Source organism: Quadrisphaera sp. INWT6 (assembly GCF_015390235.1).
Taxonomy (GTDB): Bacteria; Actinomycetota; Actinomycetes; order Actinomycetales; family Quadrisphaeraceae; genus Quadrisphaera.
The window spans coordinates 102,127-123,213 of sequence record NZ_VUOH01000002.1 but is presented as its reverse complement, the minus strand read 5'-3'; the positions used below and the strand labels follow the sequence as shown (position 1 = coordinate 123,213).

Annotated in this window: 17 protein-coding genes; 4 read left to right on the top strand and 13 right to left on the bottom strand. The window is 77.1% G+C overall.

Annotated features, from left to right (window positions below):
- Positions 1–80: 80 nt before the first annotated feature.
- Positions 81–1,073 carry a helix-turn-helix transcriptional regulator gene (locus tag F1641_RS05490; RefSeq protein WP_194903495.1) on the bottom strand — a complete coding sequence of 331 codons (993 nt, stop codon included), beginning with the start codon at positions 1,071–1,073 and terminating at the stop codon, positions 81–83.
- Between the two features lie 152 nt (positions 1,074–1,225).
- Here F1641_RS05490 and F1641_RS05485 point away from each other — a divergent pair, with 152 nt between their 5' ends.
- Together F1641_RS05485 and F1641_RS05480 are read left to right on the top strand one after the other, a co-directional pair.
- Positions 1,226–2,110, top strand: coding sequence for a sugar phosphate isomerase/epimerase (locus F1641_RS05485; protein ID WP_206690661.1), 885 nt, complete (start codon positions 1,226–1,228; stop codon positions 2,108–2,110).
- On the top strand, positions 2,107–3,279 hold the full coding sequence (locus F1641_RS05480) for a Gfo/Idh/MocA family protein (protein ID WP_194903494.1): 1,173 nt from the start codon (positions 2,107–2,109) through the stop codon (positions 3,277–3,279). The genes F1641_RS05485 and F1641_RS05480 overlap by 4 nt, the downstream gene beginning before the upstream one ends.
- 78 nt (positions 3,280–3,357) lie before the next feature.
- Here the strand turns inward: F1641_RS05480 and F1641_RS05475 are convergent, their stop codons facing one another.
- The 7 genes from F1641_RS05475 to F1641_RS05445 form a co-directional block, all read right to left on the bottom strand.
- A complete protein-coding gene (locus F1641_RS05475; protein ID WP_194903493.1) occupies positions 3,358–4,269 on the bottom strand; it encodes a hypothetical protein in 912 nt (303 codons plus the stop codon).
- Positions 4,266–5,936 carry a polysaccharide deacetylase family protein gene (locus tag F1641_RS05470; RefSeq protein WP_194903492.1) on the bottom strand — a complete coding sequence of 557 codons (1,671 nt, stop codon included), beginning with the start codon at positions 5,934–5,936 and terminating at the stop codon, positions 4,266–4,268. Before F1641_RS05470 ends, F1641_RS05475 begins: the two co-directional genes overlap by 4 nt.
- Positions 5,933–7,357, bottom strand: a complete 1,425-nt coding sequence (locus F1641_RS05465; protein ID WP_194903491.1) for a glycosyltransferase family 2 protein — start codon at positions 7,355–7,357, stop codon at positions 5,933–5,935. Before F1641_RS05465 ends, F1641_RS05470 begins: the two co-directional genes overlap by 4 nt.
- A complete protein-coding gene (locus F1641_RS05460; protein ID WP_194903490.1) occupies positions 7,354–8,652 on the bottom strand; it encodes a glycosyl hydrolase family 18 protein in 1,299 nt (432 codons plus the stop codon). Before F1641_RS05460 ends, F1641_RS05465 begins: the two co-directional genes overlap by 4 nt.
- 25 nt (positions 8,653–8,677) lie before the next feature.
- Complete coding sequence (locus F1641_RS05455) at positions 8,678–9,667, bottom strand: NAD-dependent epimerase/dehydratase family protein (protein ID WP_194903489.1); 990 nt, start codon at positions 9,665–9,667, stop codon at positions 8,678–8,680.
- 50 nt (positions 9,668–9,717) lie between these two features.
- Positions 9,718–11,007: a nucleotide sugar dehydrogenase gene (locus F1641_RS05450; RefSeq protein WP_375541467.1), complete on the bottom strand. Its 1,290-nt coding sequence runs from the start codon at positions 11,005–11,007 to the stop codon at positions 9,718–9,720.
- 398 nt (positions 11,008–11,405) lie between these two features.
- Positions 11,406–12,554, bottom strand: coding sequence for a GAF domain-containing sensor histidine kinase (locus F1641_RS05445; protein ID WP_194903488.1), 1,149 nt, complete (start codon positions 12,552–12,554; stop codon positions 11,406–11,408).
- 122 nt (positions 12,555–12,676) lie between these two features.
- Here F1641_RS05445 and F1641_RS05440 point away from each other — a divergent pair, with 122 nt between their 5' ends.
- On the top strand, positions 12,677–13,354 hold the full coding sequence (locus F1641_RS05440; protein ID WP_194903487.1) for a response regulator transcription factor: 678 nt from the start codon (positions 12,677–12,679) through the stop codon (positions 13,352–13,354).
- A gap of 15 nt (positions 13,355–13,369) precedes the next feature.
- Here F1641_RS05440 and F1641_RS05435 read toward each other — a convergent pair whose 3' ends face one another.
- On the bottom strand, positions 13,370–14,668 hold the full coding sequence (locus F1641_RS05435; RefSeq protein ID WP_194903486.1) for a histidine kinase: 1,299 nt from the start codon (positions 14,666–14,668) through the stop codon (positions 13,370–13,372).
- Between the two features lie 22 nt (positions 14,669–14,690).
- The gene (locus tag F1641_RS05430; RefSeq protein ID WP_194903485.1) at positions 14,691–14,948 is read right to left on the bottom strand and encodes a hypothetical protein; all 258 of its coding nucleotides are present in this window, start codon (positions 14,946–14,948) and stop codon (positions 14,691–14,693) included.
- Positions 14,949–15,113: 165 nt separating this feature from the next.
- On the opposite strand from F1641_RS05430, the gene F1641_RS05425 reads away from it, so the two are divergent.
- Positions 15,114–18,251 (top strand): AAA family ATPase, encoded by a 3,138-nt coding sequence (locus F1641_RS05425; RefSeq protein ID WP_194903484.1) that lies wholly within the window; start codon positions 15,114–15,116, stop codon positions 18,249–18,251.
- Here F1641_RS05425 and F1641_RS05420 read toward each other — a convergent pair.
- The 3 genes from F1641_RS05420 to F1641_RS05410 are packed head-to-tail and all read right to left on the bottom strand — an operon-like array spanning position 18,227 to position 20,978.
- Positions 18,227–18,865 carry a response regulator transcription factor gene (locus F1641_RS05420; RefSeq protein WP_194903483.1) on the bottom strand — a complete coding sequence of 213 codons (639 nt, stop codon included), beginning with the start codon at positions 18,863–18,865 and terminating at the stop codon, positions 18,227–18,229. The genes F1641_RS05425 and F1641_RS05420 overlap by 25 nt on opposite strands.
- The gene (locus F1641_RS22940; RefSeq protein ID WP_194903482.1) at positions 18,862–20,049 is read right to left on the bottom strand and encodes a histidine kinase; all 1,188 of its coding nucleotides are present in this window, start codon (positions 20,047–20,049) and stop codon (positions 18,862–18,864) included. Before F1641_RS22940 ends, F1641_RS05420 begins: the two co-directional genes overlap by 4 nt.
- Positions 20,046–20,978: a CPBP family intramembrane glutamic endopeptidase gene (locus F1641_RS05410; protein WP_194903481.1), complete on the bottom strand. Its 933-nt coding sequence runs from the start codon at positions 20,976–20,978 to the stop codon at positions 20,046–20,048. Before F1641_RS05410 ends, F1641_RS22940 begins: the two co-directional genes overlap by 4 nt.
- Positions 20,979–21,087 lie beyond the last annotated feature (109 nt).

Below are 21,087 nucleotides of genomic sequence, written 5' to 3'. Positions count from 1 at the left end.
TCCGGTGCCTCATCCCGCGTCGTCGGCTTCGTCCGCGAGGACGCGGCTTCGTCTCAGCCGGGGTGCTGGCGGCGGTCCCGTCAGGCCCGCAGCGTCGTGCTGGGCGACCGCCCGTAGTGGGCTCTGTAGGCGGCGCTGAAGGCGCCCGGCGTGAAGCCCCACCGCAGGGCGACGGCGGCCACGGAGGTGCCGGACCCGTCGGCGGAGGGCGGGGCCGCAGCGGCCAGCTCCGCGTGGGCGCGCTGCAGCCGCACGCGGCGCAGGTGGGCCGTCGGCGAGCAGCCCACGTGCTGGACGTACGCCAGCTGCAGCGCCCGCACCCCGATGCCCGCCGCGCGGGCGAGGTCCTCCACCCCGATCGGCTCGTGGGCGTGCGCCTCGGCGTGCGCCAGCGCTCGGCGCACCGTGGCCGGCCCTGCGCGACCCGGGCCGGCCAGGTGGTCGGCGGCTGCGGTGAGGGTGGTGTTCGGGAAGACCCGGAGCGCAGCGCTGGCCAGCGACTCCTGCCAGTGCCGCGACGCGAGGGGGGCGGCCAGAGGAGGGTCGGCACCCCGCAGCCCGCGGTAGGTGGTGGCGACCAGGTGCGCCCAGTAGCGTCCGGCGGCCTCGTCGACGGGCGCGGTGCCGAGCACCCGCAGCCCGCCCGCGGGCAGCCCCGTGGTGGCCTCGGCCGCCTCGTCGAGCAGGTGCCGGGGGACCTGCACGACGCACGTCTGCGACCCCGGCCCCCAGCGGGCGTCGAGGTCGGCGCCGTCGACCCACGCCCACGGCTCGCCCGGCACCACCGCTCGCGCCTCGCCGTCCCGACCGCCGAGGGCGACCTGCACCACGCCGGCGAGCACCACACCGGTGCAGAAGGTGGTCATCGGCGGGGTGTGCCCGTCCATGTCCATCCCCATGTGGAACCTGCCGGCGCTGGTGCCGCCGCTGGTGGCCACGTCGGCTGCCAGCAGGGAGCCCACCAGGTGGTCCTTCGGGCGCAGGCGCACGTCGGGGAACAGTGCGCCGAGCCAGTCCGCGGCGGTCTGGGCGTCGGTGGTGTCGATGCTCACGCGCTCGACGTCGTCGGTCACGGCCCGGGCACGACCCCTCGTGCTCGCCGTCGGGGCCCACCGACCCCGCGGCGCCTGCGGCCCGCTGGCTCGACCCGGTGTGGACGCTACCGCGCTCGCGCGCGGGCGTCTTGACGGCGCGACGGCCAAACCCTACCGTTCGGTAGGTAAAGGTGGTGCGGAACGCCGTCCGCGCCACCAGCACCGACGTCACCGACGACGGAAGGACCCCCATGGGCACCCCCAGCACCTCCGTGAAGATCTCCGTGCAGCTCTACACCGTGAAGGACGCGGTCGAGGCCGACCTCGACGGCACCGTCGCCCGCCTCGCCGGCCTCGGCCTCGACACCGTGGAGGCGTTCGACTTCGTGCGCCGCCCGGCCGAGCTGAAGGCGGCCTTCGACGCCCACGGCATCAGCGCCCGCACCGGGCACGCCTTCCTCCTCAGCGACGAGATCACCAGCCCCGACGGCACCGCCGGCGCGCTGCCCGGCCTCGAGGAGACCCTGGAGGCCGCCGCGACCCTGGGGCTCGAGGTCGTCATCGACCCCTTCACCCCCGCCGACCGCTGGCAGACCCGCGAGTCCGTGACGGCCCTCGCCGAGCGCCTGAACCGCGCCGCTGCCGCCGCCGAGGCGCACGGGCTGCTCGTCGGCTACCACAACCACGACCACGAGCTGCGCTCCACGATCGACGGCGTCCCGGCCCTGGAGGTCTTCGCCGAGCTGCTCGACCCGCGCGTCCGGCTCGAGGTCGACCTGTACTGGGCCACCGCCGCCGGCCTCGACGCCGCCGGGCTGCTGACCCGCCTGGGCGAGCGCGTCGTCGCCGTCCACGTCAAGGACGGCCCGATGCGCGAGGGCATCTCCACCGCCGAGCTGCCGCGCGACCAGGTCCCCGCCGGCCAGGGCGACGTGCCGCTGGCCGCCGCGCTGGGCGCCGCGACGAGCGCGCAGTACGCCGTCATCGAGTTCGACCACTACGAGGGCGACCTGTTCGAGGGCGTCGCCGCCAGCCGCGCCTGGCTGGCGCAGCACCTGCAGGGGGCCTCCGCATGAGCACCCGCCGCACCGGGCGCGTGGGCGTCGGCTTCATCGGCGCCGGGATGATCTCGGAGCAGTACCTGACGCACCTGACGCGCTTCCCCGACGTCGAGGTCGTGCGCCTGTCCGACATCGACGTCGCCCGCGCCGCCGCGCAGGCGGCGAGGTTCGGCGTCCCCCGCTCGGGCACGGTCGCGGAGCTGCTCGCCGACGACGACGTCGAGGTCGTCGTCAACCTGACGCTGCCCGCGACGCACGTCGAGGTCTCCACCGCGGCGCTGCGCGCCGGCAAGCACGTGTGGACCGAGAAGCCGATCGGCCTGACGCGCGAGTCGGCGCAGGGCCTGGTCGACCTGGCCCGCGAGTCCGGGCTGCTGCTCGGCGTCGCCCCCGACACGGTGCTCGGCACCGGCTGGCAGGCGGCCAAGCGCGCCATCGAGGCGGGCGTCATCGGCACGCCGCTCACCGCGACGACGACCATGCAGTACCAGGGACCCGACGTGTTCCACCCCAACGCGTCGTTCCTGTTCGCCGACGGGGCCGGGCCCCTGTTCGACATGGGCCCGTACTACGTCACCGCGCTGGTGCACCTGCTCGGCCCGGTGGCGCAGGTGGCCGCCACGGGCACCCGCGCCCAGGAGACCCGACGGCTCCTCGTGGGGCCGAACGCCGGCCAGGAGTTCCCGGTGACGGTGCCCACGCACCTGTCGGTGCTGGCCTCCTTCGAGCGGGGCGGGCAGGCGCAGTCGCTGCTGAGCTTCGACACCCCGCTCATGCGCCAGGGCGTCTTCGAGGTCAACGGCACCGAGGGGACGATGGTGCTGCCCGACCCGAACACCTTCGGCGGCGGTCACGCCGTCCGCGTGGTGAGGCCCTTCGCCCCCACCGACTTCACCGACGGACGCCAGCCCGAGCAGGTCTGGGAGACCGTCCACGAGGCCGAGCCGGAGGCCGGCCGCGGGCTCGGCGTGCTGACGATGGCGCGCGCGATCCGCGACGGCGGCGTGCACGTCGCCACCGGCGAGGTGGGGATGCACGTCCTGGACGTCATGCTCGCCGCGCAGGAGTCGGCGCAGGCGGGGCGCTTCGTGGAGGTCGGGTCGACCGTCGACGCCGTGCCGTCGCTGCCTGACGACTTCGACCCCTTCGCGGCGACGCTGGAGGGGACCGCCGCCGGCGCCTGAGCCGACGACGACGCACCACGACGCACGACGAGGCCCCGACCGGCGACCCGGTCGGGGCCTCGTCGGCGTTCCCCGTGCTCAGGAGCGGGTGACCAGGCGCGTCCACGGGCCGGGCGGGACGTCGGCGTCGTCGACGAACCACCAGTCCACGACGTCGTCCTGCCCGTCCAGCTCGGCGAACCCCAGGCACCCGTTGAGCGCGGGGCTGACGTCCAGGCCGGCCCCGTTGTAGCGGCGGTTGGCCGGGCGGGCGTCATCGGCGCCGAAGACGTAGGCCGCGTCGTCGTACTCGCCGGGGCCGGCGTCCTGCACCTGGCCGAAGCAGGTGCGACCGTCCTTGCGCACCGCCACCCAGCGGTCCTTCATGAGGGAGCGGTCGGGGTCCGCGAGCACCTCCGCGTACCGCGGCTCGTGGGCCCAGGGGACGACGGCGGCGCGCTGCGCGGCGGCGGTCGGGTCGTTGACGTCGTCGAAGGGGAGGTCGAGGTAGAACGGGTTCTGGCGCGGGGTCGTGGACGTGGGGAAGTAGCCGTTGGCGGCCGACCGCCGCTCGGTGGAGCACGTGCCGTCCACCACCACCCCGTCGCAGCCGCCGTAGCTGGTGAGCCAGTGGTCGTCGAAGGCGGAGATGACCTGGCTGCCGTCGGGGGCGTCGGGGTCGAAGACCTCGCCCACCCAGAAGGTCGTGGCCACGATCCCGGTGTGCACCGGGTACCGCCCCGCGGGGGCGGGGGCGAGGGTGCGGGACGGCGACGACGGGGCCCCGCCGACCGTCGTCGCCGTCCCCGTCGAGGTGGCTCCGGTGCCGGTCCGAGCTGGGAGGGTGCTCGCCGGCGGGGCGGTGCTCGCAGCGGGGGCGGGGCTCGCCGCCGGGGTGGTGGGCGCCGACCGCGGCGGCGGGGGAGCCGAGCAGCTCCCCAGCGCCGCGCTCACCGGCGCCGCGCTCACCAGCACGGCGGCCAGCAGCGCGGCGCCGGGAGCCCTCCTCACCCCACGCCGTCGGTGCGCAGCGGCGGGACGGCGACCTGGGTGCCGGGCCGCAGCGCCTCGCCGCCGGGCAGGTACGGCTTGGCCTTCGAGTGCTCGCGACGGGTGAGCCCGGGCGGGGCGGGTGGCTGCTGGGGTCCACCGGGCCGCGCGGACGGGCCACCGGCCGCGGGAGTGCTCGCGCCGGACGAGGGCGCCTGGCGGGCTGACGGGCTGTCCGCCGTCGTCGAGCTGCCCGAGGTGGTGGCCGGCGCTGCGCTGGCGGCGGGGCCGCTGCCCGCTCGGTAGAGCGCGTAGTCGTCGGTGACGAGGGTGCCGTTGGCGATGAGCGCCAGCCCGAAGGTCATGGCGGTGGCACCGGCCGGCACCGGCGGCGTGGTGAACCTCGCCTGCGCCCACGTCGACGAGGTGGCGAACCACGGGCTGGAGGTCCAGTAGAACCAGGCCCCCGAGCCGTCGCGGTAGTAGAGCGCGTACTGCGACGTGCCGGTGGACGTGTACCAGGTGGAGAGGTCGTACGTGGCCCCCGGCGCGACGCTCGGCGCGCAGGTCTGCAGGTCGAGCGTCGGCAGCAGCTTCGCGTCGCCGCTGCTGTAGCCGGACAGCGCCAGCTGCTCCGCCTTGGCCCCGGTGCGCCCCGGCGTCGCCGACGACCACACGGCCGTGTTGGTGCCCCACCCGCCGGGCTGGAAGCACTGCGGGAACGTCGTGGCCGCGTCGGTGGTCTCCAGGGAGTCGTTGAGCAGCGCGTTGGTGCCGGCCGCGGCCACGGGCTTGGGCGGCACCGAGGACGCCGGGGAGTACGCGGGGTAGCTGGCGCCCTTGTACTGGCGCACCACCTGGTCGACCGTCTTCACCGTCGTCTTGTTGGCGGTGGTCTTGCGGTAGGTGTCGAGCCAGGTGGTGAACTGGCTGAACAGCGTCGGCGTGATCGACCTGTCCGCCGGGCAGCTCGCGGTGCCGGTGGGGGCGCACACGCGGTGGAAGGTGAGGATCACCCACCCGCCGCCGTTGTTGGCGGCGCCGGTGACGGTGCCCTGCAGGTCGGCGAGGGTCCAGCGGGAGTCGACCTGGTCGGGTGCGCGCAGGTACTGCGGGTCCGCGGGCGGCAGGGTCTCGGCGCGCACGCAGCTGCCGCAGCTGAAGCGGGTGCGGGTGTCGCCCAGACCGCGGGACGTCGTGTAGCCGCAGCCCGCGGCCTGCGCCTCCACGGCGGCGTTCGCGGTGGAGAACGGGTAGGCGAAGCTCGTCGGCGTGAAGCCCCAGTCCTGCAGCACCTTCCGGCCGTTGCAGATCTGCGCCTGCGCCTCGCTGGAGGCGACCTGCGTGAGGTCGGCGTGGGTCACGGTGTGCCCGCCGACCTCGTTGCCGGCGGCGGCGAAGCTGGTGAGCTGCTGGCGGGTCAGGTAGCCGCTGGCCCCGGTGAAGCCGGTGGTGACGTAGAAGGTGCCGACCATCCCCTTCGCGGCCATGGCCTGCTGGGCGGTGGCCTGGTCGGCGTCGCCGTCGTCGAAGGACAGGCTGACCACGGTCGGGCCGGTGATGGCCGCCTGCGCCGGGGGAGCGGCCACCAGCGCTGAGCCCACCAGCGCCAGGACGAGCAGGGCGGCCGCCGCGAGCAGCGGAGGGCGCCCGCGGGTGGGCGCGGCGTGGAGCTGGGTGGTGTTCATCGGGCCTCCTCGGTGGTGCTGCGGACTGGTGCTGGTCCCGGGTCAGCCGTCGCCGCGCTGCCGGTGGAGCTGGTGGAGCTGGTGGAGCCGGTGGGGAGCAGCGGCGTCTCCGGCAGCGCGATGACGGCGCGGCGTGCGGGGCTGGTCCACGAGCCGGTCGAGCGGGTGGTCCAGGCGCGCGGCAGCGCCTGCAGAGCCACGAAGGCGTCGGTGACGCGCAGCACCCAGAAGACGGGTCCGAGCCACAGGTACTGGGGCCGCCGCTCGCCGAGGGCCACGGCGCAGGAGAGCAGGTAGTCGGGCAGCAGGAGTCCCAGCACCACCCACGCCAGCGCCCGGGAGGCGTCCACCTGCCCTGCCAGCTGGACGGCCGGTGGCCAGCCCAGCAGCGCCAGGCCCTCGGTGCCGCCGACCACCACCAGGCCCACCGGGAGCGCCAGGAACAGGGTGCTGGCGGTGACCAGCTCCGCGAGCACCAGCCACAGCGCCACCGCGAACACGCCGCGGCGCGGCCGGTGGCGCCGCACGGTCTGCCACAGCCCGAGGGACCACCGCTGGGTCTGGCGGACGTAGTCGTGGAAGGTGCTCGGGTCCTGCGTGTACGCCCGGGCGGCCGGGGTGAACGCCACCCGCCCCAGGCGCTGGGCGTGCAGGGCGAAGGTCATGTGGAAGTCCTCGATGACCAGTCCGCGGGCGGTGACGTCGAGGTGGGCCAGCGCCCGCGCGCGGTAGAGGCTGGCGAAGCCGGGGACGATGTGCGTGGCCGACAGCCCGCGCCACGTCTGCCCGTACTTGAGCAGCCGCTGGGTCAGGGCGTAGACGCGCTGGCGGTGGGCGACGAGGGCGGCGCCCCACCAGCCCAGCCCGCGCGGGTTCCAGCGCGTCTGGGCGCACCCGGCGACGGCCGCGACGCGCGGGTCGTCCAGGAGCGGCAGCGCGGCGTCGAGGTAGCCCGCGTCGAGGCGGGTGTCGGCGTCGACGATGAGCACCGCCTCGTAGCGCGAGGTCAGCCAGAACTGCTCGATCCCCAGCGCCAGCGCCTCGGCCTTGCCCACGTTGACGGGCGTCTCCAGCACGTGCGCTCCGCACCGGCGCGCGAGCTCCGCGGTGGCGTCGGTGGACCGGTCGGAGACCACGTGCACGTTGCCCGCGGGCACCAGCGCGGTGAGCGCGCGCAGGGAGTCCTCGATGACCAGCGCCTCGTCGTGCGCCGCCATGAGCACGGCCACCTGCTCCGCGCGCACGCGCTGCAGCGGCGCGGTCGCAGGGCCGGGAGCGCGTCGCTGCCGCAGGCGGCCCAGCAGGTGCTCGTCGCACCAGCGCAGCAGCCCCAGCACCCCCCACAGGCTGGCGTTGGCCCCCAGCACCAGCAGCACGAGGACGACGACGGCCGCGCCCGGCACCAGGTCGGCCGGGCTCATGCCGCGTCCCGGTGGTCGGTGCGGTCCTGGGTGTCGCTCCGGGTGTCGGTCCGGGTGTCGGTCCGGGTGTCGGCCCGGGGTCCGGCCTGGGCGTCGGTGGGGGCGCAGACCAGCGGGTCACCGCGGCGGTGGGCCTCGAGCAGGGACCAGGTGCCGGGGTCGACGTCGCCGACGAGCCAGAGGAACACCCCGCCGAGGCGCTCGCGGCGGGCCAGCTCCAGCTTGGCGGCGGTGCTGCGCCCGTCCTCGAACCACAGCTCGTGCGGCTCGCCCGCGGTGTCGGTGTAGGCCAGCCACGGGCTCTGGGCCTGCGCGTCCCAGCGCACCGGGGCGCCGCGGTCGGCGGCGCGCACGCGGGCCTGCGCCCAGCTGGCCAGCTCCGCGCGGCGGCCGGGCTGCTGGTCCTGCCCGCCCACCTGCTGCTGGCCCTGGTGCTGCCCGGCGCGCCCCGCCCAGTCGTAGCCGTAGGTCGGCACGCCCAGCACCAGCCGCTCGCGCGGCACCTGCGTGACGGCGTAGGCCACCACCCGCTCCACCCAGTCGAGGGGGGCCACCGGCCCGGGGCCGGAGGTCTCCCAGTGCCAGTCGTAGGCCATGACCCTCACCTGGTCCGCGGCCCGGCCGATGGCGGCGTAGTCCTGCGCGAGGTTGCGCTGGTCGTAGCCGGCGTCGCCGTCCTTGGCGAACACGTCGACGGCGAGCAGGCGCCCGTGCGCCCGCAGCGCCGGGCCGAGGCGCGCCAGGAACGCCGAGAAGGCCGTCCGGTCGGCGGCGGTCAGCTCCTCGTAGTCGACGTCCACCCCCGCGACGTCCTCGCGCAGCACGAGGTCGACCAGGGCCACCACGTGGCGGTCGCGCAGCCACGGGTCGTGCAGGACCCGCTGGGCGAGCGCCGTGTCCCACGCGCCGTCGCGGGTGTTGGTGACCGTGGGCAGCACGCTGACGCCCGCGCCGCGCAGGCGCAGCACCTCGGTGCGCGCGGCCTCGGGGTCCAGCCCCGAGCGCAGCGCGACGCCGCCGTCCTCGGTCACCTCGTACAGCTGCGGGGAGGCGGTGGTGAAGGCACCGGCGTGCGCGGCCACGGCAGCGCTACCGGTCTCCCACCCCCACACCGGCAGCGACGCGCCCACCACGGCGGTGGCGGGCGGAGCCGCCCGGCCGCCCTGGCTCCGACCGTCGCCCTGCTCACCGCGCCGCTCGAGCAGCGACCCGCCCACGAGCAGCACCGCCGCGACCAGCACCACCACGACCAGCGCCAGCGCGACGCCGCCGGCGGTGGCCGACACGCCGCTCACCGCGCGCTGCCGACCGCGGGCCGGCTCACGCCAGCGCGGGCGCAGCACCGGCGCGCTGCTGGTCGCGCAGGTGGCCCGCGACGTCGTCGACGATGTCGTCGAGCGCCCGCCACGGGCTCCAGCCGATGAGCTGGTGGACGCGCTCGCAGTCGGGCACCCGGCGCTCCATGTCCTCGTAGCCGGTCCCGTAGACGCTCTCGTAGTCAAGGTGGACGACGCCGCTGTCCGAGCCGGTGCGCTCGATGACGCGCCGCGCGAGCTCGTTGACGGACACCTGCTCGGGGTTGCCGATGTTGAAGACGTGCCCGAGCGCGGCGGGGGTGGCCATGAGCCGGACGAGCGCGGGCACGACGTCGTCGACGTGGCAGAAGCACCGCGTCTGCTCCCCGGTGCCGTGCACCGTGAGGGCGGCGCCCGCCAGGGCCTGCGCCACGAACCGCGGCACCACCATCCCGTAGCGCCCGGTCTGGCGCGGCCCCACGGTGTTGAACAGCCGCACGGTGACCGCGCGCAGGTCCCGGTGCTGCACGTGCAGGGCCACGAGCGTCTCGTCGAGGGCCTTGGCCTCGGCGTAGGACCACCGGCTCTTCTGGGGCGAGCCCATCACGCGGTCGTCGAACTCCCGCAGCCCGACGCGGGTGTTCTTGCCGTAGACCTCGCTGGTCGAGGCCAGCAGCAGCCGGACCCCGTGCCGGGAGGCGGCGTTTACCACCACCTCGGTGCCGTGCAGGTTGGTCTGCAGGCTCTCGAGCGTCTTCTGCTGGATGGTGAGGACGCCGACGGCGGCGGCGAGGTGGTAGACCTCGTGGACCTCGGCCACCAGCTCGTCGACGAGGGCGGCGTCGGTGATGCTGCCGACGATGACGCGCAGGTGGCGGCGGTCGACGTGCTCGAGGTTCTCGAGGCTGCCGGTGCTGAGGTCGTCGAGGACCACCACCTCGTGGCCGTCGCGGCAGAGCCGCTCCACGAGGTGGGACCCGATGAAGCCGGCTCCGCCGGTGACGAGGGTGCGCACGGTCGTTCTCCTTGGGGTTCGGGGGGCGGGGTGCTGGCGGGTGCGGGGGCTCAGACCACGTGCCGCTGGGGCGCGGCGGCGAAGCGGTAGGTGGCGTCGAGCACCACCGGCTGCTGGGAGACCCACGACAGGTCGGCCCCGGGGTGCACGGTGTGCAGCAGCACGAGGTCCCAGGGCTCCTGGGGCGCGTCGGCCGCCGAGGCCAGCACGCGGCCGCCGGGCAGGCGCAGCTCGGGCACCAGCGGGTCGTGGAAGGCCACGGCCGCCCCGCGCTGCTCGAGGCCCCGGATGATCTCCAGGGCGGGCGTCTCGCGCACGTCGCGCACGCCGGGCTTGTAGCTGACGCCCACCACGAGCACCCGCGCCCCGGCCAGTCCCCGGCCCTGGTCGGAGAGCACCTCCACGGCGCGGGCCACCACCTCGTGGGGCCGGTGCGCGATGGACGTCATCGCCTGCTCGATGAGCGGGGTGGGCGTGCGGTGCCGGCGCATCTGCCAGAGCAGGTAGTGCGGGTCGCACGGGATGCAGTGCCCGCCCACCCCCGGCCCGGGGTAGGCGGCCAGGAAGCCGTACGGCTTGGTGGCGGCCGCGTCGGTGACCTCCACGGCGTCCAGGTCGAGGGTGCGGCAGATGCCGGCCACCTCGTTGGCCAGCGCCAGCACCACGGCGCGGAAGGTGTTCTCGTACAGCTTGGTCATCTCGGCGGCCTCGGCGGAGCTCACCGCGTGCACCGAGCTGGTGAGGCGGCCGACGAGGTCGACCGCGCGCTGCGTGCACCCGGCGGTGGTCCCGCCGACGACGCGGGGGGTGCGGCCCTGCTCGTGCTCGGCGACCCCGGGGTCGATGCGCTCGGGGCTGAAGGCCACGTGCACGTCCCGGCCGGCCACCAGGCCCCGCTGCGCCGCGAGCGGCGCGACGAGGAGGTCGTGGGTCGACCCGACGTACGTGGTGGAGGTCAGCACCAGCAGCTGGCCGGGGTGGGCCCAGTCGACCACCGCGCGGCACGCGCCCTCCAGCGGCGCCAGGTCGGGGCTGAGGTGCTCGTCCACCGGGGTGGGCACGCAGATGATCACGGCGTCCGCCTCGGCGATGGCCGTGGGGTCGTCGCCGACGGTGAAGTCGTCGGAGCCGAGCGCCGCGTGCAGCTCGACCAGGTCGTCCGGCAGCAGGTCGACCTGGCCGCCGCGGACCGCCTCGAGGCGCCGCCGGCTCACGTCGACGCCGCGCACGGCGACGCCGCTGCGGTGCAGCGCGAGCGCGGTGGGCAGCCCGACGTAGCCGAGGCCGACCACCGCGACGCTGCGCAGCCCCTGCGCGCGGGGCGACGGCTCCGCCGGGATGACCAGGTCCGGGGAGACCAGGTCCGGGGAGACGAGGTCCGGGGTCGAGGTGAGCTGGTGCGGGATGGTGGAGGTCACGGTCGCTCCTGCGGTCCGGCGGCGCTCGCCGCGGCGGTGTGGTCGGGGACGTGCAGCGGGGCCCGCGCACCGGGACGACGTCGTCGTCGCCCCGGGGCGGGTGGCGGAGGGTCAGCCGCGCGAGGCCGGTGGGCCGGGCGGTGCAGCCGGAGGGGCGTGCTCGCGGGCGGTGGTGTCCACGGTCCGCCCCCCCCGGGTCAGAGCGCCGCTGTCCGGCGCCGACACCTGAGGAACGTAGGGAGCGGCCGGTCACCGCTGTAGGGACCGTGAGCCCTTGAAATCCGGGCGCGACGGGCGTATCGGGCGCGGGGGCGCGGGCCTCAGGGCGAGGGCTCCTCCAGCGGCGCCGTCCACAGCAGGCGCGTGCCGCCCTCGGACCGCCGGCGGACCTCGAGGGCACCGCCCCGGAGGCGGGCCCGCTCCGACAGCCCCGCCAGGCCCGAGCGGGCCGCGCCGGTGTCGACGCCCGAGCCGTCGTCGTCGACCTGCACCGCGACCGCGGGCCCACCGCTGGCGGGGTCGCTGGCGGTGGCGTCGACCGTCACCACGAGGTGGGTGGCCCGGCCGTGGCGGACGGCGTTGCTGGAGGCCTCGCGCACCACCGCGAGGACGTCGGTGGCCAGCGCCCCGGTGACCAGGACGTCGACGGCTCCGGCGGTGCGCACGGCGGTGGTGGCCCGGCCGGCCATCTCCTCGACGACGTCGAGGAGCCGACGGCGCAGGCCGTCGTGTCCGCCGGTCATCACGTGCAGGCCGAAGATGGTGGTCCGCACGTCGCGGACCACCTCGTCGAGCTGGGAGACCACCCCCGCCACCCGGGACCGCTGCTCCTCGGCGTCGGGGCCCTGCAGCCGCGTGGTGAGCGCCTGCAGCGACAGCCCCGCCGCGAACAGGCGCTGGATCACGTGGTCGTGCAGGTCGTGGGCGATCCGGTCGCGGTCCTCGAGCACGGCCAGGCGCTGGGCGTCGGCGTGCAGGGAGGCGTTGGCCACCGCCGTGCCGGCCACGGCCGCGAGGGCCTGCGCGACCTCGGAGTCCTCCGCGGTGAACCGGCCGCCGTCGAGGCCGGGGTCCTTCTCGGTCAGGTAGAGGTTGCCGAAGACCTGTCCCCGGACCACCACCGGGACCCCCAGGAAGCTGCGCATCGGCGGGTGGCCGGGCGGGAGGCCCACGGCGGCGGCGTCGCGCGTGAGGTCGTCGATGCGCAGGGGGCGGGGGTCGTCGATGAGCCGGCCCAGCACCCCCCGCCCCTCGGGGAGGTGCCCCACCAGCGCCGCGACCTCCGGCGCCATCCCCGTGTGCACGAAGCGGTCCAGCCCGCGCCCGTCGGCGGAGAGGACCCCCAGGGCGCCGTACCGCGCCCCGACCAGCTCGGTGGCGGCCTGCAGCAGGGCGTGCAGCACCGCGTCGAGGTCGAGGTCGTTCATCACGACCACCGCGTCGAGGAGGCGGCGCAGCCTGGTCTCCACCCCGACACCCTGCCGCCGGTCGCCCCCACCGTCCAGGTCCCGCCGCGCGGGTCCCGCTGTCCGGGTCCGACCGGGACCTTGGTCCCTGCGCGGGCGCCGGCACCTCGCCTAGCGTCGTCCCCGTGAGCGACCCTCCCGCCGGACGGCCCGTCCGCGTGTTCCTCCTCGACGACCACGAGGTCGTGCGCCGAGGGGTCGCCGACGTCCTCTCCACCGACCCCGCGCTGGCCGTGGTGGGGGAGGCCAGCACCGCGGCCGAGGCGCTCGCGCGCGTCCCCGCGCTGCGCCCCGACGTCGCCGTCCTCGACGTGCGCCTGCCCGACGGCGACGGCGTCAGCGTCTGCCGCGAGCTGCGCTCGAGGCTCCCGGAGCTGCGGGTGCTCGTGCTCACCAGCTACAGCGACGACGAGGCCCTGCTCGACGCGATCATGGCGGGGGTGTCGGGGTACCTGCTCAAGCAGGTGCTCGGGCAGGACCTCGTAGCCGCGGTCCGCACCGTCGCCGCCGGCGGCTCCCTGCTCGACCCGCGTGCGGCGTCCGCCGTGGTGGAGCGGCTGCGCAGCCGCGGCGAGCCCGCCGGTCCGCTGTCGGAGCTCTCCGAGCGCGAGCGCGAGGTGCTGGCGCTCATCGGCGAGGGCCTGACCAACCGCCAGATCGGCGAGCGGCTCTTCATCGCGGAGAAGACGGTGAAGAACTACGTGTCCCACCTGCTGGCCAAGCTGGGCCTGGAGCGGCGCACCCAGGCCGCCGTCCTGGCCTCCAGGCTGCGGCCCGGGTCAGCCGCCCCCGGGCGCCGCTGATCCCCCCCCCGGCGGTCAGCCGCTCCCCGGGGCCGGGAGCCCGAAGACCGCGGAGCGGACGTCGCGGAGCGAGGCGTCGACCTCCGCCACGGCGCGCTGCAGGCGCTCGTCCTGCTCGGGCCCCGGAGGGTGCTGCCGCAGCTCCTGCAGCCGGACCCCGATGGTGAAGAGCCGCTGGAGGACGAGCCGGTGGAGCTCGCCGGCGATGCGCTCGCGCTCCGCCAGCACCGCGAGCCGCTGCGCGTCGCGCCTGCCGAGCGCCGCCCGCAGGAGCACCGAGAGGACGTCGGCGGCGACCCCGAGCTCGGCGAGCACCGACGGCTCGAAGGCCGCCGCGCCGGCCGGGCGCACCACGACCAGTGCGCACCTCGCGGCGGGGGAGACCCGCAGGGGCGCCGCGACGGCGGGCCCCCACGCGGTGCTCGCCGACCCGTCCGGGACGCCGGACAGGTCGACCACCACCGGCTGCCGCGCGGTGCGCACGGCGGCGAGCACGGGGGAGGTCACGGCGGAGCTGCCGAGGTCCACCGGACCGGTGCCCGCGCGCGCCGGCGGGCCCAGCCGCAGGTGGCGGGCCGCCCCCGGCTCCACGACCACGAAGGCCGCCCGCGCCCCGGCGAGGGAGGGCAGCCGGTCGACCAGGTCGACGACGACGCCGTCCGCTGCGGCGCCGTCCAGGGCGCGGCGGCGCACCTCCTCCAGGGCGGCCGCCCAGGCCGCCGACCGACCGGACGCCTCGCGCGCCGCGGCCGCCCGCACGAGGACGCCCAGGAGGGCCGCGATCGCTCCGGCCACCTCCTCGTCCGGTCCCGGCCCGCTCCCCGCGGCGGTGCCGACCACCAGGCGCCCCGGTGTGCCGTCGTCGTCCCCGGCGGTGGTCAGGACGTAGGCGCGGTCGCGCGGCGGCGGTGGGGGAGCCGCCAGCGCGCTGGCGTCGGAGCCGACCGACCGGAGCCCTCCCCGGGGTCCGCGCCCCGGTGCGGCGCCGCCTGCGCGGGAGGCCCCGGAGAAGCCCTCCACGGGTCGGGCCAGCTCGACGCGGACGCGCTCCGCCGGCAGCTCGACCAGCGCGGCGTCGAGCACGACGTCGACGGCCGCGGCCAGGTCGGGTGCCGCCAGCGCCGCGGCGGTCAGCGCCACCAGCCGGCGGGCGGTCCTCAGCCCCGGCCGCTGCTCCCCGCCCGGTGCCGCCGCCGCGGGCTCCCGCCCGTCGTCCCACCGCCTCCTCCGGCGGCCGCCCGGGCGGCCGCCGGGGTGGTCGCCGGGGTGGTCGCCGAGGTGGGCGTCGGCGCCGTCCCCGCTGCGGCCCAGCACGTCCGCCCCTCCGGCGTCGGGGTCACCGCGCCCCGCCCCCGTCCGGGGAGGACAGCTGCACGATCACCGCGCGCAGCGACGCGGTCACGGCGTCCAGCTCCTCGAGGTGCCGCAGCGCCGTCGAGCGCGAGGCCTCGGGGAGCTGGGCGACCAGGCCGCCCCCCAGGAGGCCGATCCGGAGCACGCGGTCGGCGATGTCGTCCAGCGAGGCCCGCAGCGCGGCGGCGCGCTCCGGTCCGACGCCGGTCGAGTCGCAGGCCGCTGGCCAGGCGGTCGTCATCTGTCAGCCCCCCCGGGCGGTGCGCAGCGACCCCGGGTTCGAGCCGCCAGCGGCAGTGTGGACCCCGCACCCGCGGCGCGACTCCGTGCAGCGCACGGAGTCGGCCGGGGGCCCGTGCGGGGGTCTGCCCTGGACGTCCGGGCTGGTCGTGGGCAGAGTGCACCGATGGGTGACGGTCGAGGGAGACCCGGTGGCGGCGGTGCGTCGTGGCGCCTCACGCACCGTGAGCAGGAGGTCCTGGACGCCGTCGCCCGCCGCCTGACCAACGCGGAGATCGCCGCAGAGCTGCTCATCTCCAAGCGCACCGTCGAGAGCCACGTCGGTGCGCTGCTGGCCAAGCTGGGCGCGGGGGACCGCCTGGCCCTCGTGCGGGCGGGGGCGAGCGCCGCACCGCGCACCGGCACCGCCCTCGCGCCTCCGGCGCGCCCGCCGTCGCCGGAGGCGCTGCGCCCCCCGCTGGTGGGCCGCGAGGCCGAGCGGGAGGTGCTGCTCGACCACCTCGTCGAGCTGCTCGCCGGCACGGGAGGGGTGGTCCTGGTGTCGGGGGAGCCCGGCATCGGCAAGACGCGCCTGGTGGAGGAGCTGCTCACCGAGGCGGAGGCGTCGGGTGCGCGGTGCCTCGTGGGGCGCAGCCGGAACGCGGGGGAGCGGGCCCCCCTCTCGCCCGTGGCCGAGCTGCTCGAGGCGGCGCTCAGGGCCCCCACGCCCCTGCCCCTGCGGCAGCTGGTCGGAGGTGGTGCGGGGCCCCTGGCCGCACTGGTCCCCCGGCTGTCGCGACGGCTGGGGGAACCCCCCGTCCTGCCCTCGGCCGCCGCGGAGGTGCCGCTGGCCACCCTGGTCAGCGCCGTCGTCGGGGCGCTGGGCCGCCTCGCCCGGTCCTCGCCCCTGGTGGTGGTCCTGGAGGACGTCCACCGCGCGGACCCCGCCACCCTGGAGGTGCTGCGCGGCCTGTCGGAGGCCGCGGCGCGCGCCCCCCTGCTGGTGGTCGCCACCCACCGCGACACCACCGGCGACGTGCTGCCCCACCTGGCTCCCCTGCTGCACGCGCTGGCGCGCCGGGTGCGGCCCCGCGCACTGGTCCTGCAGCCCCTGGACGAGGCCGCGGTGGGCCGGGTCGTCACCACCCGCTCCGGCAGGCACGTCTCCGCCGCGGTGCGCCGCGCGCTGCACCGGCGCACGGGCGGGAACCCCCTGTTCCTGGTGGAGGCGGTGGCCCTGCTCGACGGCGTGCCGCAGCGGGTGGGACCGGGCCCGGACGACGCCCTCGCCGCGGTGGCGCGCGCCGTGCCCGCCACGGCCGGGCTGGCGGTCGGTCAGCGCCTGGCGCGGCTGAGCGGCCCCACCCGCAGCGTGCTGCAGACCGCCGCCGTGGTGGGCGAGCGGATCGACCCGGCGGTGCTGGCGCTCGCGGTGGCGGAGCGGGGCCCCGGCGCCGGTGGCGCCGGTGGCGCCGCTGACGCCGCGGAGCACCTGGTGGCCGCAGCCCTGGACGAGGCGCGCGCCGCGGGCCTGCTGGCCGGAGCGGAGCCGTCCGGGGGCGCCACCGCCCTGCGCCACCAGCTCGTGCGCGACGTGCTGCTGGCGCAGGTGTCGGCGCCGCGGCGCCGCCGCACCCACCTGCGCGTCGCGCAGGCGCTGCTGAGCAGCCACCCCCCGCGGCCGGCGGACGTCGACGTCGCCGTGGCCGAGCACCTCGTCGCGGCCGGTGCCCTGGCCGACCAGGACGAGGTGCTGCGGCGGTGCGTGGCCGCCGGCCGCCGCGTCCTGGACCTGTCGGACGGCCCCGGGGCCCTGAGGCTGCTGGAGCACGCGGAGGGGCTCGACGCGGCGGCGACCCACCCGTCGCGGGGCGAGCTCCACCAGGCGCTCGCCGCCGCCCGCTCCCGCGCGGGCCGCCCCGAGGAGGCGGTCCGCTCCTGGGAGCGCGCGCTGGACGCCTTCGAGCAGGCGGGCGACCTGGTGGCCGTGGGCGCGGTGAGCGCCGGGCTGGGGCTGGCCCTGACGCGGGTCGCGCGCGAGACCGGCACCCGCCGGGTGGTGGAGCGCAGCGCGCAGCTGCTGGCGGCCGCGGCGGGGGCCGGCCCGCCGCCGGACGGGCACCACGACGAGCAGCCCGACGGGCAGCCCGACGGGCACCCCGACGAGCAGCGCGCGGTCGTGCTCGCGCGGCTGGGCGCGGTCCGCGCCCACGGGGGTGACCCGGACGGGGGAGCGGCCCTGGTGGGTCGCGCGCAGGGGATGCTCGAGCACGTCTCGCCGCGGGCGGCCGCCGCAGTGCTCGCGGACGCCGCAGGGGTCGCTCACGCGGCGTTCCGGACGGCGGAGGCCGCCCGGGCCGGCCTGCGCGGCGCGGCGCTGGCCCGCCGGGCGCAGTCCCCCGAGGCGGAGGCCGACTGCCTGTGGGAGGCGGCCTGGGACCTGGCCGCCCTCGGACGCCTCGAGGAGGCGGCCGAGGCCTCAGCGCGCCTGGACGCGCTGCTCGTGGACCGGGCCCAGCCGGGGCTGCTGGTCTGCGCGGGGCGTGCGCGCGCCGTCCTGGAGCTGCTGCCCACCGGTGACCTCGACGGGTACGCCGAGTCCGCACGCCGGGACACCGCCCTCGTGCGCGACGGGCTCGCCGGCGCGTGGCTCGGCACCTCCCACGCGTTCACCGCCCACTCGCTGCTGCTGGGCGGGCACTGGGAGCGGGCGGCCGAGCTGGCGGCCCTGGGACCTGTCGGCGTCGGACCGCCGCTGGCCGGGTTCTGCACGGGGGTGCGCCTCGTGGTGCTCGGCCACCTGCGGCGGCGCTCCGAGGTGGAGCGCGTCCTGGCCGAGCACGCCCACGAGCTCCCCGCCCCCGGGCGGACCGCTCACGGGGGGGCCTGGGGCCTGGCCCTCGGCGCCGTCGACGCGCTCGCCGCGGTCGGCCTGCACGACCGGGCCGCGGCACTGCACCCGACGGTCCTCGAGGCGCAGCGCACCAGCGGCGCGCTGGTCAGCCCCTTCCCGCCGCTCCAGCTGCTCGACCGCGTCGTCGGCACCGCGGCGGCCTGCGCCGGGCGGTGGGACCAGGCGGAGGAGCACTTCGCGCGCGCCCTGCGCGACGCGGCGTCGACGCCCCTCGCGGTGGAGCTGCCGGAGACCCGGCGCGCGCTCGCGGAGGCGCTGCTGCGCCGGGGCTCCGCCGACGACGCCGACCGGGCCCGCGAGCTCGCCGGGCTGGCGGCGACCGGCTACGACCGGCTGGGCATGCCGCGGCACGCCTCCCTCGTGCGCTCCCTGGTGCCCGTCCCCGGTCAGGGCAGCAGGCCCGAGCGGTAGGCCCACACCACCGTCTGCAGGCGGTCGCGGGTGCCGAGCTTGGTCATCACCCGCGTCAGGTGCGACTTCACCGTGGCGACCTCGACCACCAGCCGCCCCGCCACCTCCTCGTTCGACAGCCCCTCGCCGAGCAGGCGCACCACCTCGAGCTCGCGCGGGGTGAGGTCGTGCTCCGGCGGCGCGGGCGCGGCGCGGCGCCGGGCGAACTCCGCGATGACCCGCCGGGTGGTGGCGGCGTCGATGGCCCCCCGGCCCGCCGCCAGCGCGCGGACGGCGTCGACGACCTCCGCCGGGTCGGCGTCCTTCAGCACGAACCCGCTCGCGCCGGCCTCCAGCGCCCCGAAGACGTGCTCGTCGAGGTCGAAGGTGGTCATGACGAGCACCGGGGGAGCGCCCTCGCGGGCGGCGATGGTGCGGGTGGCCTCGAGGCCGTCACCCCCGGGCATCCGGACGTCCATGACGACGACGTCGGGCCGCTCCCGCTCGACCACCGCCACGGCCTCCCGCCCGCCCGAGGCCTCCCCGACGACGACGAGGTCGCCCTCGGACTCGAAGACGACGCGGAACCCGGCGCGCACGACGGCCTGGTCGTCGACCACCACCAGCCGGATCACCCGTCCACCTCGAAGGCGACCCTCCAGGTGCCGCGGCCCGTCGGTCCGACCTCCAGCCGGCCCCTGACGAGCTCGGCCCGCTCGCGCATCCCGGTCAGCCCGAACCCGGCGTCCGCCGGCACGGGGTCAGCCACCTCGTTCTCCACCTCCAGCAGCACGCGCTCGCCGGCGGTGGTCACCGCCAGCACCACCCTCGCGCCCGGGGCGTGGCGCCGCGCGTTGGCCAGCGCCTCCTGGGCCGTGCGGTAGACGGCGACGTCGGCCAGCGGGGGCAGCACCACCTGCGGGCCGCTCCACCGCGCCTCGAGGCGGTCGCCCGCGGCGCGGGCGGACTCCACCAGGGAGGGCAGGTCGGCGAGCCCGGGCACCGGCGCGCCGTCGGCCTGCGGCTCCCCGGACGCAGGGGCGTCGCCGCCGGTCGCTCGCAGGACGCCGACGATCGAGCGCATGTCGCGCAGCGTCGCGCGGCCCTGCTCGCGCAGGTCGCGGATCGCCTGCTTGGCCCGCTCGGGGTCGGCGTCGACGAGGCGCTCCGCGGCGCTCGCCTGCACGACGAGGCCCGAGAGGTGGTGCGCGGCGACGTCGTGCAGCTCGCGCGCCATCCGGGTGCGCTCCTCCGCGACGGCCGAGCGCGCCATCGCTGACTCGCGCTCCACCGCCGCTGCGGCCACCGCCAGCTCGGAGCGCTGGTGGGCGCGCCGCAGGGCCACCCAGGCGCCGACAGCCGTCGCGGCCGCCGTGGTGGTGGCCGCGCCCGCCGCACCCAGCAGCAGCTGGCCGGGCCCAGCCGTGGCCACCGCCAGACCGGCCGCCTGCACGGCCACGGACGCGCCGACGGCGGCCACCAGGCGCCGGGCGGGCAGCAGGGTGCCGGCGGTGTACGCGGCCACCAGCAGGCCCGCGCCCTGCACGCTGGTGTCAGCGGGGACGACGGCCAGGACCCCTGCCTGCAGCACCGACACCGCCACGAGCGTGGCGACGGGCCGGTCGTGGCGCAGGACCAGCAGCAGGCACTGCGCCACCGCCAGGGCGACGACGGTCGTCAGCAGCAGGGGGCTGACGGCGACGCCCTCGCTGCGCGCCACCGGGCCGAGCAGGACCAGGAGCGCGACCGCGCTCAGCCCCGCCCAGACCGCGGCGGTCACCGCTGCGCCTCGGCGGCCCCGGTGGTCCTGGCGGGTCACACCGCCGATCCTGCCGACCGGGCGGGGGTCGCGCCCCACGGAGCGGTCGACCGGGGGAGGCCCAGGCGGCCACGGGTGAGGACGACGACGGCCGTGGCGGCGACCGCGGCGCCGCCGAGCAGCCAGGTCTGCAGCGCGTCACCGCCGACGCCGGGGAACACCTGCGCCCAGAAGACCGTCACGGTGTTGTTCAGGCTGACGTGGAACAGCATGACGATCGGCAGGCTCTGGCCGGTCCGGTTGAACAACCAGATGATCACCACGTTGAACAGCGCGCTGAAGGCGACGAAGACGGCCACGGCGGTCCAGGTCACGTCGGGCCACGAGCCCCACTCGGTGAGGAACAGGGGCAGGTGCCACACGCCCCACAGCGGTCCGAGGACGGCCGCGGCGCCGAGCGGGCCGAAGCGCTCCTGCAGGAGGGGGAGGGCGAAGTCGCGCCAGCCCGGCTCCTCGGCGAGGCCGGTGGTGAGCACCTGCAGCACCAGGAGCGGCAGGTAGCTCGCGACGACGAGGGCACCCGGCGCGCGGACGTCGCCGCCGGAGGCCACGGTCCCCAGCGCGAGGACGGCGACCGGCACGGCGAGCAGGGCGACGGCGTACCAGCGCGGCGCGACCCGCCAGCGCAGCAGGCGGCCGACCCAGGTGCGCAGTCCCGCGCGCCCGGTGGTGAGCGCGGTGATGACGAACGCGGCCCCGAGCGGGCCGAGGTAGGCCCCGGGGAGCATGCCGGTGAGCTGGGTGGTGCCCAGGACCGAGGGGAAGGAGAGGTCGAGCACGCCCAGCCCGTCCCGGGAGAGGACCCACGGCGTCCACGCCAGCCAGCTGAGGCCGAGGGCGAGGGTGAAGAAGGCGGTGAGCGGGTGCCTGCGGACCAGTGCTGCTGGCCCTGACGAGGTGGTGCGCGAGGCGCTGTCGACGACTGCCACGGTGCGTCCCTTCCGAGGTCGGTGGCCCCGGGGGTGGGGTCGTCGTCGACGCTAGGAACGCGGGGGGCGCCGCCTCGACGTGCGCAGGTCGGCACCTGACCTGCGACCT

Bases quoted from the DNA above. Each gene is read 5' to 3' on its own strand.
- F1641_RS05480 (WP_194903494.1), top strand. From the start codon at position 2,107: ATGAGCACCCGCCGCACCGGGCGCGTGGGCGTCGGCTTCATCGGCGCC.
- F1641_RS05470 (WP_194903492.1), bottom strand. From the start codon at position 5,936: ATGAACACCACCCAGCTCCACGCCGCGCCCACCCGCGGGCGCCCTCCG.
- F1641_RS05465 (WP_194903491.1), bottom strand. From the start codon at position 7,357: ATGAGCCCGGCCGACCTGGTGCCGGGCGCGGCCGTCGTCGTCCTCGTG.
- F1641_RS05430 (WP_194903485.1), bottom strand. From the start codon at position 14,948: ATGACGACCGCCTGGCCAGCGGCCTGCGACTCGACCGGCGTCGGACCG.
- F1641_RS05425 (WP_194903484.1), top strand. From the start codon at position 15,114: ATGGGTGACGGTCGAGGGAGACCCGGTGGCGGCGGTGCGTCGTGGCGC.